We start from the raw sequence: 11,217 nt of genomic DNA, 5'->3' as shown, positions 1-11,217 counted from the left end.
CTACAGGTCGCGGTTGCGCAGGTCCCACCACCCGGCAGCACCAACGGCGATGGTCCACAGGAGCAGAACGACGAGCGCGGCGGGTGTCGGCGCGAACACCTCGGCCTCGTCGAAGGAACCGGCGCTCACCCCGGCCACGGTCGAGGACACCGGCAGCACGGCCGTGAGGCCACCGGCCCCGAAACCCTTGGCCACCAACCAGATCAGCGGCTCGAGCACGAACGCCCAGCCGAGCACCAGCCACACCGCCGCACCGGTCGTGCGCAGCAAGAGCCCGATGCCCGCACCGAGCACCGCCCAGCACATCGCGACGAGCAATCCGGCGCCGAGCACTTCCAGCAGCGGCCAGCCGAACTCGAACTTGCCACGGCCCGCGGCGGCGAGCACGAGCATCGCGACCACATCGGCGACGACGGCGACCACCAGCGCGATACCGGCCACCGCGGCGTATTTCGCGATGACCAGCCGGTCGCGATCCGGGGCGAACAGGGCCGTGAGCGCCATGGTCTTGCGCTTGTACTCGCCACCGGTCACGCCGATGCCGAGCAGTGCCGCAGCCACGAACACCGCGACGAGCGCCAGGTACAGGCCGATGGTGGCCGCCCCCGTCACGGGTTGTCCGGTCGGGTCGTAGCGGCCCGACATCAGCGCCGTGATCAGCGTCGCGACCAGTGCCACCGCGATCGGGCCGACGAGCAGCAACCGATTGGGCCGCAGCGTGAACACCTTGCGCGTTTCGGCGTCGAGACCGGGGAGCAGATCCTCGGGCAGCACAGTGGTCATCGGGTGATCCCCTCCGAAGTCATGGCCGAAATGTATTCGCGCGCCGGCCCCGGTCGGGGTCCGGCTGCCCGGACATCCCCGCGAAGGCCGGAGCCGCGGGCGGCGCGCTGAGCCGGCGATAACGGGCGACGGCTTCGGCACGCGGGGCGCACCGGTCGATCTGCGGCCGACGGCGTCATCGGGACACCCCGAACGACGGCGGGGCAGGCGCGAAGGTGGTGTTCGACGGCGTGGGAAGGCGGTGCTGATGCCTGCGGGGTTTGGTCAGGGAGGCCAGGACCCGGTCGGGATGGATGGGGTCGGCGACGATGCTGCCGATCCGCACCGAGGCCGCCTCGGCGATCGAACGGATCGTCGCCTCGTCGGCCTCGGCGACGGCCAGGCGCCCGTCCGGCCGCATCACCGCATCGGTGAAGCCGCGGGTCGCCAGGGCTGTGGCCAGGGCGATCGACGGGGAGGAGGCGACGACGAGCCGGTCGGGATGACCGCGCCGCAGCTTGGCGGGAGTGCCCTGCCAGACGACGGCGCCCTCGCTCAGCACCACCAGGTGGTCGGCCGCCGACACCACGTCGGCCAGGCTGCCCGCGCTCACCAGCACCGTGCCGCCCCGCCCGACATGACCGCGCAGCACCTCCTGCAACCAGCCGCGTTCCATGGCGTCGGCGTCGGCGAACAGGTCGTCCAGGACGAGCAGCGGGGGATCGGCGAGCAGCGCCGTGGCCAGCGCGAGGCGGGTCTGCTGACCCGGATTCAGCTGGGCTACAACGGTATCGGCGAGAGTGCCGAGACCCGTCGTCTCGAGCACCGCCTCGACCCGCCGACCGCCGACGCCCGCGACCGGGGCGTAGCACGACAGCTGATCGCGCACCGTGCGCGCCGGATGCAGACCGCGCGGATGCAGCACCGCGCCGACCGCGGCCGGTCCGTGCCCCACCGTCACCTCCACCCGGCCGGTGCTCGGCCGCTGCAGCCCGAGCACCATTCGCAGCAGGGTGGTCTTGCCTGCTCCGGTTGGCCCGACCAGCGCGGTCACCGCACCGGACGGCACCGCGAAGTCGATGCCGTCGACGGCACTGACCTGGTCGAAGACTTTTCCGACGCCGCGCACCAGCACGGCGTCGCCCCCGGCTTTCCTCACTGCTTACGGGCCGGGTCGGTACCGATCGCGGGCAGCGGATCGGCGTCGATCACGTTGTGCAGCGGCGTCGGCCACAGCGCGGGCGCGGGCCCGAAGGCCTTGTGCGCGTTCTCGATCGTGGCCTTGCCGAGCGCCCGGTTACCCGCGCCACCGATGGCGGCACCGATACCGGCGGGCAGCACCTTGCCCGCCATCAGCGCGGCCCGCTTGGTGATGAAGCGCTTGATGAACTGCTGCAGCAGTTTGCTGTTGATCGCGCCCATGCCGGTCGCCTTGCCCGCCAGCGTGTTCGCCCAGTTCTTCGACTGGGTGCGCAACCCCTTCTGCACGATGGCGATGCCCGCGTCACCGAGGACGACCGCGAGCACCAGTGCGCGCCGGGCCTCCTGGTCATGGGGCTCGATGCCCTGGACGGCGGCCCGTGCCAGCGTGAACAGCGCCGAGGCCTCCATGAAGAACGCCGTCTCCGCCCCGACCGCGCCGAGGGCGGCCACCGTGCCGATGCCCGGCACGGCCGCGGTCGCGCCGACGGCGGCACCGCTGCCGGTCACCGCGAGCAGGTACTGCTTCTCCAGCCGTTCGGCGATCTGGGCCGGGCTCTCCCCGGGATGACGTTCCCGCAGGTACTGGACATAGCGCCGCACGGCAGGGGCCTGCAGCTTGGAACCGGTGTCGAGAACATCGACTACGGCCTTCTCGATCGCACTCTTGAACACGGCGTCGTCCTCCTCTTCGACCGACGAGTCGAACTGTAGGGCACCTGTGGTCCCGACAGCCCATCATGCCAACGACTACCGACACCCCGGTGGTTCCGCGATGTGGGCACGCTCTCCACTCCCACGACCGGTGCCCGGGTTCTACGCTGACCGGATGAGTGAAACGAACCCGACCCGACTGACGCGCGAGTTCACCGAAGCCGGTGCCGAGATCGCCACGATCACCATCGATCATCCGCCGCTCAACCTTTTCGACCGGCCCCTGATCGACGCGCTGATCGCCGATCTCGCCGCGCTCACCGCGCAGCCGCCGCGCGCCGTGCTCATCCGCGCCGAGGGCAAGGTGGTCTCCGGCGGTGTCGACGTGCACGTCTTCGAGGGACGAAGCGCCGAGCAGGGCGCGCAACTGTGGCGCGAGCTGTTCGACCGGATCATCCATCCGCTCGAGGCGCTGCCGTGCCCGGTGGTGTTCGCCGCGCACGGGCTCACTCTCACCGCCGCCTTCGAGATGTCGCTGGCCTGCGACATCATCCTGGCCGCGCCGAAGGCGAAGTTCGGGCTGGTGGAAACGGTGGTCGGCCTGACCCCGTCGATGGGCGGTCCGCAGCGGCTGGCCGAGCGGGCCGGATCGGGCCGGGCCCGCGAGTTCGTGATGACCGGCGACCTCTACGACGCCGCGACCATGGCCGACTGGGGTGTGGTCAACGCCGTCCACGACGACGTCGACACCGCCGCCCGTGCGCTGGTCACCCGCCTCGCCGACGGACCGACCCGCGCGCACGCCGCGACCAAGCAGATCATCGAGGCATGGCGTTCCGGTGGTGTGGCACACGCGGATTCGGTGACGCCGGAGGTGTCGGGCGCCCTGTTCGAGACCGCCGACCTGCGCGGTGCCGTTCGCAGTTTCCTCGATGTCGGCCCAGGTAAGGCGACCTACAAGGGCGAGTGAACCCCGAGCGGCTGACAGAAATGTGATCCACGTCATATAGTCGGAGATGCATGCCGGGCGAGTACGTGGAGGTCTTGATGGGTCAGTCGGAACCGGACACGACCGCACGCTCGGAGGGTGGCGCCCCGGAGCGAGGGCCCGGCCCCGAGGCTCGGGTGCCGATCACGAGTGGACCCGAGTTCCGGGCGTTCCGGTCGTCCCCGGTCGGCTCCGGTGTGCGGGGCTGCGGACAGCTGCGGCGCGGCCCCGACGGCGTGCTCCGCTACGGCGACCTGCACCCCGCGCTCACCGAACTGCTCGACCTGCGCGTGCACTCCTTCACGAATCGGGAGGCCGTCGTCGAAGTCGGCGGCCCACGCCTGACCTACCGCGAGTTGTGGCACAGCGCTTCGCGCATCGCGGGCGGTCTGCAGGGTCACGGCATCGGCTACGGCGACCGGGTCGCGGTGCACATGCCGACGGGCGCGCGGTGGGTGCAGGCGTTCCTCGGCGCTCTGCTGTCCGGTGCGGTACCGGTCCTGATCCCCGACGGGCTCGGCGCCGACCTGACGGCGCGCGTGATCGCCGACAGCCGCGCCGATTTCGTGCTCGGCCCCGACGGGCCGCTGCCCGACAGCACCGCCTACATCGATGATGGTGCGGCACTGGGAGATCCGGCCCTGCTCTGCTACACCGGCGCCGCCGCGCGCGGTCCGGTGCCCGCCGGGGTCGAACTCACCAACGAGAACCTCTTGTCGGCGGTGTCGTCGATGGTCGGCGCGCTCGGCCTGCCCGCCGACGGGGTGCGCAATCTGGTGCTGCTGCCACTTGCCCACGCCAGCGGATGCGTCGACCAGTTGTTGCCGACCTTCGCCGTCGGCGGAACCGTCGTCCTCGCACCGGGTGCCCGCAGCCTGGCCGACGTGCTGGTCAGCGAGCGGATCGACACGGTCTCGGCCACCCCGCGCATCTTCGCCGACCTGCTGCCAGCCTTCGCCGAGCGACGCTCGGGCGCGGGCGTACGGCGCGTGAGCAAGGCCTGTCACCGCTCCGAACGCGCCGCCGCCCCGGCCTCGGCCCCGCTGACCGCCGCCTTGCGCGCGCTGTTCCCCGAGGCGCGGCAGTGGTCGGTGTGGGGCGCCACCGAGACCAGCGGCATCGGCCTGCTCGTCGACGACACCGATCGCACCGAGGCGGCGCTCGGGTTCGCCTTCGGTGGTACGGAATTGGCGCTGTCGGGCCCGCAGGCTCGCCAGGGTCGCGGCGAACTGCTCTGTCGCGGACCGAATGTCAGCCGCCGCTACTGGAACAACCCCGACGCGACCTTCGCCCGGTTCAGCGGAACCTGGTTCCACACGGGCGATTTCGTCCGCATCGACACCGACGGCCTGGTCTACGCCGAGCCGGCCGGCTGACTCACACCAGCTTGGCGCGCAACGCCGCACGCAGGTCGCCCGTGAGGCCGATCTCGGTCAGGTAGCCCTCGGTATCGCCGTAGCGTTCGCGCACGGTGGCATCGGCGGTGCGCAGGTACTCCTCGCGCACGCCGAGGATGTCGACCGACAGTGCCTCGCCACCGCCGATCTTCGGTTCCAGCAGGACGCGCAGGGGTTCCACCGCAGCATTGCTGGCCAGGAAGTCGGTGTAGATGTCGTCCTCGTGCACGCCGACCGCGCGCAGCACGGTCGCCACCGCCCAGCCGGTGCGGTCCTTGCCCGCCGCGCAGTGCACGAGCACAGCGCCGCCGCCGTCGACGATCGAGCCGGCCAGTCGGGTGATGGCCGCGCCCGCCTCGGGCAGCAGCGGGAACTGCCGGTACACCTCGACCATGTGCGCGTACGCGCTGACGGTCGCCGCCTCGTGCGGCGGGGCCTCCTCCATCCGCGAGTCGAACGGGGTGACGTGCAGGCGTACGTCCTCGGGCAGGGTGTCGTGGCCGATGTGGTCGATCTCGACCGGGCCGCGCAGATCGTGCACATCGGTGACCCGCAGCTCGCCGAGTGTGGCGAGACCCTGATCGTCGAGACCGCTGAGTTGCGCCGAGCGCAGGAGCACGCCGGGGCGGACGGTGCCGCCGTCGACGGTGCGCAGCCCGCCCACATCGCGGAAATTGAAGGTGCCGCTGAGGGCGAACTGGTCGGCGCGAGGCGAGAGAGTCACCCGTCCAGGTTATCGGCGGTTCGACCGGGCGTTGACGGACTCGGCCGATCGGTCACGAAGTGTGTGACGTGCGTTTCCCCGCGCGACACGTGTGTGCTCACCCACAGGAACGTGAGTGCGGCTACCACGACTTGTACCATCGACCAGTAAGCCATTACAGCGGGGGCAGCTATTCGAGCGCGAAAACAAAATCGAGCCGTATGGTCGGTTTTTATCAAGGTCGCATTCGGGTAACAAAACAATCTTTCAGTCTGAAAAGGATGGCTGAACCAGTTCGTGAATCCAGAAAACCTTCTAAGATCGTGCTTGCGGGATGTGGTTAACCTCGATGAGGACCCTTCCCGACCAGCTCGCATCGCCGCGGGCAGCGAAATTTGTTGCCGAGGAGTTGTCGTTGAGCGCCAGTCGTGAACTAACCGAAACATCCTTGCGACCCGTCGTTCGCCGGGCCGTGGAAGCAGCCGCCGCGAGTTCGGATACCGCCGGGCTGCGGGCACTGCGAATCTGCCTCCATGCGGGGCTCAGTGCGTATTGGCCGGTGGTGAAGGCCGCGCCGGCGAAAAGCATCAGGTCCTACGAGACCGCGCTGCGGACCCTGCGGGAGCGGTGGATCGAGCCCGGTGACAACGTGGGCGATCCGTCCGCGATCGTGATGTTCCGTGAGATGGATGCCGAGGCGACCGAGTTCCTCGAGCTGTGTGCCGAGCTCTCGGGTACCCAGTGGCTCGAGCCGGTCGACTCCATCGCCAGCTACCTCGTCTCCGTCTTCCACGGCGCCGTGCTGCGCTGGCTCGCCGACGGCAACGACGAGACCATCCTTGTCGTCACCGACGATCTCGTCGGCTGTCTCACCCTCAAGGCCGTCGAAGCCTGAGATTTACTGGACGAGTGACCAGATAGGTGGTTCAGTAGACGGGTGACCGAGACAACAGCGCTGCACCACCTGCACGACGCCACCGCTGACCTCGACCCGCCGCTGGCGGCACTCGATCTGTCCCGGCTCGACGCCAACGCCGCCGATCTGCGCCGCCGCGCGAACGGCGTCGCCATCCGGGTGGCGAGCAAATCGGTGCGCTGCCGAGCCGTGCTCGAGCGGGTCCTCGGCACCGACCTCACCGCGGCCGACGGCTTCGCGGGCATCATGGCCTACTCCCTGCGCGAAGCCATCTGGCTGGCCCGCCTCGGCGCCCGCGACATCCTGCTCGGCTATCCGACCCTCGACCGTGCCGCGCTGGCCGAACTCGCGGGCGCGCCGACGCTGCTGCGCTCGATCACCCTGATGATCGACGACGTCGCCCAGCTCGACCTGGCCCGCGCCGCCCTCGGCACCGACACCGTCCACCCACGCGTCTGCCTCGACGTCGACGCCTCGCTGCGCATCGGCCCGCTGCACCTGGGCGTTCGCCGTTCCCCGATCCGCACCCCCGGCGAGGCCGCCGTCCTGGCGACGCAGGCGCGCGCCCGCGGCTTCGAGGTGGTCGGCGTGATGACCTACGAGGCGCAGATCGCGGGCCTGCCCGACAACAATCCGGCCGTGCGCGTGGTCAAGCGACTCTCGGCCGCCGAGATCGCCCGCCGCCGCACCCAGGTGCTCGACGCGGTGCGCATGGTGACCGGGCCGCTCGAGATCGTCAACAGCGGCGGCACCGGCTCGATCGAGGTCTCGATCAGCGATCCCGATGTCACCGAGGTGACCGCCGGTTCGGGCCTCTACGTGCCGACCCTGTTCGACCACTACCGGTCCTTCACCCCTCGTCCGGCCCTGTTCTTCGCCACGCCGGTGCTACGCAAACCCACCCCGAGCATCGCCACCGTCTTCGCGGGCGGCTACATCGCCTCCGGACCCACCGGCCCCAGCCGGGTACCGCTGCCGGTCTGGCCCGCGGGCCTGAAGCTGCTCGGCGCCGAGGGCGCGGGCGAGGTACAGACCCCGCTCGCCGGCGGGTCCGAGCTCGAGATCGGCGACCGCGTCTGGTTCCGCCACGCCAAGGCGGGCGAGCTGTGCGAACGCTTCGCCGAGATCCACCTCGTCGACGAATCGGGAACCCGCACAACCGTTCCCACCTACCGCGGCGAAGGCCAGTGCTTCGGCTGATCAGCGCAGCAGTTCGGTGACCTCGTCGTCGGTGAGCTGGTGGAAGTCGTGGTAGGCGCCGCCGACGCCGCCCAGGTCGTCGGGGGTCCAGAGGCAGACCAGCTCGTCGCATTCGGGGCGGACCCGGTGGGCCGCCTCGGGGGCCGAGACGGGCATCGCCACGATCAAGCGGGCGGGTCGCTGTGCGCGGGCGACGCGGCAGGCGGCGGCCACGGTGGCGCCGGTGGCCATTCCGTCGTCGACGATCACCACCGTCCGGTCGGTCATGGCGACCGGTTCGCCGTCGCGGAGCAGGGTTCGCCTGCGGGCCAGTTCGGCCCGTTCCGCGCGCTCGACCTCGGCGAACGCCGCCTCGCTCACCCGGCCGCGTGCCACCACGTCCTCGTTGAGCACCAGCACGTCGTTCTCGCCGAGCGCACCCATCGCCAGCTCCGGATGCTGCGGCAGCCCCAGCTTGCGCACCAGCAGCACATCGAGTTCCCCGTCGATCGCGTCGGCCACGGCGGCCGCCACCGGCACACCGCCGCGCGGCAACCCGAGCACCAGCGGGTGCGTGCCACGCAGATGTTCCAGGGCCGTGCCGAGAGCGCGGCCCGCCGCAGCGCGATCCGGGTACACCATCGCTTCGAACGCTACTCCGCGGCGGCGTCGGCCGACACTGTGAAGCGGCGCAGCGACAGGCTCGGGTTGGCGGTGCGCACCCTGGCGAGGTGGGCCGGGTCGATCGACGCGGTGAGCACACCCGGCTCGTCGCCGAGTTCGGCGAGCACGGTGCCCGCCGGGTCGACGATCATCGACGCGCCCGCCCCGAGCGGCGCGCACTGATCGGCCGCCGCCACGTACACGGTGTTCTCGATGGCCCGCGCGCGCAGCAGCGTGGTCCACTGGTCGACCTTCGCCGGGCCGGGAATCCACTGCGCGGGCAGCAGCAGCACGTGCGCCCCCGCCGCCGCGACACGCCGACATCCCTCCGGAAAACGCAGATCGAAGCAAGTCTGCATGCCGAACATCACACCGTCGACGGTGAATGTGGCGGGCGCCACCAGCGGGCCGGCCGCGACGACATCGGATTCCAGGTGCCCGAAAGCGTCGTAGAGATGCACTTTGCGGTAGAGCGCGAGCCGTGATCCGTCGGGTCCGTGCGCCACGAGGGTATTGCTGATCCGGTCCGCGTCCGGTGTCGGCAATTCGGCGACACCGGCCACCAGATGCACCCCGAATTCAGCGGCGAGCGCGGCGAGTCCGGTGGTGAACGGCCCGTCGAGCGGCTCGGCGGCGGCCACCACCCGCTCGTCGAGACGGGTCACCGCAAACATCGAGTATTCGGGTGCGACCACGACGCGCGCACCCGATTCGGCAGCGGTCCGCACGTGTTCGCGCAAGGCGGCCAGGTTGGCCGACGTATCGGTCTGCGGGGCGAATTGGACGACCGCGATCGGCACCGTCGTCGCGGTGTGTTCCTGATGCGATGACCCGTTGTGCAGCTGCATAGGTCACACCGTATTCACCCGGTGGCCCGATCAGCTACCGCCAGGCAGTAAACTCGTGGTCAATGAACACAAATGAGGTCGACAGCGTTCCTGCCGACGACGACAGGCACGACAACGGCCCGACCTTCGCCGATCTCGGGATCGATGACCGTGTCCTCGCGGCCATCGCCGACGTGGGCTACGAGTCGCCGTCGCCGATCCAGGCGGCCACGATTCCCCCACTGCTCTCCGGCGCTGACGTCGTCGGCCTGGCCCAGACGGGCACCGGCAAAACCGCCGCATTCGCGATCCCGATCCTGATGAATCTGGACACCGCGCAGAAGAAGCCGAGCGCCCTGGTGCTCGCGCCGACCCGCGAACTCGCGATCCAGGTCGCCGAGGCGTTCGGCAAGTACTCCTCGCACATCCCCGGTCTCCACGTGCTGCCGATCTACGGCGGCCAGAGCTACGGCGTGCAGCTGTCGGGTCTGCGCCGCGGCGCGCATGTGGTCGTCGGTACGCCCGGCCGCGTCATCGACCACCTGGAGAAGGGCACGCTCGATCTCACCGAGCTGCGCTACCTGGTGCTCGACGAGGCCGACGAGATGCTCAAGATGGGCTTCCAGGAGGACGTCGAGCGCATCCTGCGCGACACTCCGCGCGACAAGCAGGTCGCCCTGTTCTCGGCCACCATGCCGGGCGCGATCCGCAAGATCTCCAAGCAGTACCTCAACGACCCGGTCGAGATCACGGTCAAGTCCAAGACCACGACCAACACCAACATCACCCAGCGCTATGTGCAGGTGTCGCACCAGCGCAAGCTCGACGCGCTCACCCGCGTCCTCGAGGTCGAGGACTTCGAGGCGATGATCATCTTCGTGCGCACCAAGCAGGCCACCGAGGAGCTGGCCGAGAAGCTGCGCTCGCGCGGTTTCTCCGCCGCCGCGATCAACGGTGACATCGCGCAGAACCAGCGTGAACGCACCATCGGTCAGCTGAAGTCGGGTGCGCTCGACATCCTCGTCGCCACCGATGTGGCCGCGCGTGGTCTCGACGTGGACCGCATTTCGCATGTCGTGAACTACGACATCCCGCACGACACCGAGTCGTATGTGCACCGCATCGGCCGCACCGGTCGCGCGGGCCGCTCGGGTCAGGCGCTGCTGTTCGTCGCGCCGCGTGAACGTCATCTGCTCAAGGCGATCGAGCGCGCCACCCGGCATCCGCTCACCGAGATGCAGCTGCCGAGCGTCGACGACGTGAACGCGACCCGCGCCGCGAAGTTCGGTGACTCCATCACCGAGAACCTGGCCTCGGACAAGATCGAGCTGTTCCGCAAGCTGATCGAGGACTACGAGGCCGAGCACAACACCCCGCTGGTCGATATCGCCGCCGCGCTGGCGGTCGGCGGGTACGACGGGGACAACTTCTTCATGGCGCCCGAGCCGGAGCCCGCGCCGCGTCGCGAACGCGACCGGGACCGTGATCGCGAGCGTGCCCCGCGCCAGTTCGACGACGAGGACCGTGGACCGCGTCCGCCGTCGTTCTCCCGTGAGAGCGGTGCGGAGCTGGCGACCTACCGGATCAGCGTCGGCAAGCGGCACCGCGTGGTGCCCGGCGCGATCGTCGGCGCCATCGCCAACGAGGGTGGGCTGCGGCGCAGCGACTTCGGGCACATCAGCATCCGGCCCGACTACAGCCTCGTCGAGCTGCCCGCGAACCTGCCGAACGAAACGCTGGAAGCGTTGCGGCGCACCAGGATCAGCGGTGTGCTCATCCAGCTGCAACCGGATCAGGGCCCGCCGTCGCAGCGGCTCAACGCCCGTGGTCCCCGGCGTGACCGTGAGGCTCGTCCGCGTACCGAACGGCGTAAGCCGCGCACGTAGCGCACCACCGCACGTAGACAAGTCCATGGGTCGCTCCATGGG

Annotated in this window: 11 protein-coding genes; 5 read left to right on the top strand and 6 right to left on the bottom strand. The window is 70.0% G+C overall.

The window, feature by feature from the left end:
• The 3 genes from NCO8_RS07580 to NCO8_RS07570 form a co-directional block, all read right to left on the bottom strand.
• The gene (locus NCO8_RS07580) at nt 1-783 is read right to left on the bottom strand and encodes an ABC transporter permease subunit (protein WP_067637616.1); all 783 of its coding nucleotides are present in this window, start codon (nt 781-783) and stop codon (nt 1-3) included.
• Nucleotides 784-958: 175 nt separating this feature from the next.
• The gene (locus NCO8_RS07575) at nt 959-1,921 is read right to left on the bottom strand and encodes an ATP-binding cassette domain-containing protein (RefSeq protein WP_067637614.1); all 963 of its coding nucleotides are present in this window, start codon (nt 1,919-1,921) and stop codon (nt 959-961) included.
• Nucleotides 1,918-2,637 (bottom strand): hypothetical protein, encoded by a 720-nt coding sequence (locus NCO8_RS07570; RefSeq protein ID WP_243749741.1) that lies wholly within the window; start codon nt 2,635-2,637, stop codon nt 1,918-1,920. Before NCO8_RS07570 ends, NCO8_RS07575 begins: the two co-directional genes overlap by 4 nt.
• 154 nt (nt 2,638-2,791) lie before the next feature.
• Between NCO8_RS07570 and NCO8_RS07565 the strand changes: the two genes are divergently transcribed.
• Nucleotides 2,792-3,586, top strand: a complete 795-nt coding sequence (locus NCO8_RS07565) for an enoyl-CoA hydratase/isomerase family protein (RefSeq protein WP_067637613.1) — start codon at nt 2,792-2,794, stop codon at nt 3,584-3,586.
• 50 nt (nt 3,587-3,636) lie between these two features.
• On the top strand, nt 3,637-4,980 hold the full coding sequence (locus tag NCO8_RS07560; protein WP_245655274.1) for a class I adenylate-forming enzyme family protein: 1,344 nt from the start codon (nt 3,637-3,639) through the stop codon (nt 4,978-4,980).
• Between the two features lies 1 nt (nt 4,981).
• Here the strand turns inward: NCO8_RS07560 and NCO8_RS07555 are convergent, their stop codons facing one another.
• A complete protein-coding gene (locus NCO8_RS07555) occupies nt 4,982-5,725 on the bottom strand; it encodes a tyrosine-protein phosphatase (protein ID WP_067637611.1) in 744 nt (247 codons plus the stop codon).
• Between the two features lie 394 nt (nt 5,726-6,119).
• Between NCO8_RS07555 and NCO8_RS07550 the strand changes: the two genes are divergently transcribed.
• Entirely contained in the window at nt 6,120-6,599 is a 480-nt protein-coding gene (locus NCO8_RS07550) for a TetR family transcriptional regulator (protein ID WP_225278834.1), read from the top strand.
• Nucleotides 6,600-6,641: 42 nt separating this feature from the next.
• A complete protein-coding gene (locus tag NCO8_RS07545) occupies nt 6,642-7,820 on the top strand; it encodes an amino acid deaminase/aldolase (RefSeq protein ID WP_084456734.1) in 1,179 nt (392 codons plus the stop codon).
• On the opposite strand, the gene NCO8_RS07540 is transcribed toward NCO8_RS07545, so the two are convergent.
• Both NCO8_RS07540 and NCO8_RS07535 read right to left on the bottom strand, forming a co-directional pair.
• Nucleotides 7,821-8,441: a phosphoribosyltransferase gene (locus NCO8_RS07540; protein ID WP_067637608.1), complete on the bottom strand. Its 621-nt coding sequence runs from the start codon at nt 8,439-8,441 to the stop codon at nt 7,821-7,823.
• A gap of 11 nt (nt 8,442-8,452) precedes the next feature.
• On the bottom strand, nt 8,453-9,310 hold the full coding sequence (locus tag NCO8_RS07535; protein WP_067637607.1) for a carbon-nitrogen hydrolase family protein: 858 nt from the start codon (nt 9,308-9,310) through the stop codon (nt 8,453-8,455).
• A gap of 62 nt (nt 9,311-9,372) precedes the next feature.
• Between NCO8_RS07535 and NCO8_RS07530 the strand changes: the two genes are divergently transcribed.
• A complete protein-coding gene (locus NCO8_RS07530; RefSeq protein ID WP_067637605.1) occupies nt 9,373-11,175 on the top strand; it encodes a DEAD/DEAH box helicase in 1,803 nt (600 codons plus the stop codon).
• Nucleotides 11,176-11,217: the final 42 nt, after the last annotated feature.

It is taken from the genome of Nocardia coubleae NBRC 108252, assembly GCF_001612805.1.
GTDB classification, from domain to species: Bacteria; Actinomycetota; Actinomycetes; order Mycobacteriales; family Mycobacteriaceae; genus Nocardia; species Nocardia coubleae.
The sequence above is the reverse complement of the archived record's forward strand: the minus strand, read 5'-3'. Positions and strand labels throughout refer to the sequence as shown.

Bases quoted from the DNA above. Each gene is read 5' to 3' on its own strand.
- NCO8_RS07565 (WP_067637613.1), top strand. From the start codon at position 2,792: ATGAGTGAAACGAACCCGACCCGACTGACGCGCGAGTTCACCGAAGCC.
- NCO8_RS07560 (WP_245655274.1), top strand. From the start codon at position 3,637: ATGCCGGGCGAGTACGTGGAGGTCTTGATGGGTCAGTCGGAACCGGAC.
- NCO8_RS07540 (WP_067637608.1), bottom strand. From the start codon at position 8,441: ATGGTGTACCCGGATCGCGCTGCGGCGGGCCGCGCTCTCGGCACGGCC.
- NCO8_RS07530 (WP_067637605.1), top strand. From the start codon at position 9,373: ATGAACACAAATGAGGTCGACAGCGTTCCTGCCGACGACGACAGGCAC.
- NCO8_RS07580 (WP_067637616.1), bottom strand. From the start codon at position 783: ATGACCACTGTGCTGCCCGAGGATCTGCTCCCCGGTCTCGACGCCGAA.
- NCO8_RS07535 (WP_067637607.1), bottom strand. From the start codon at position 9,310: ATGCAGCTGCACAACGGGTCATCGCATCAGGAACACACCGCGACGACG.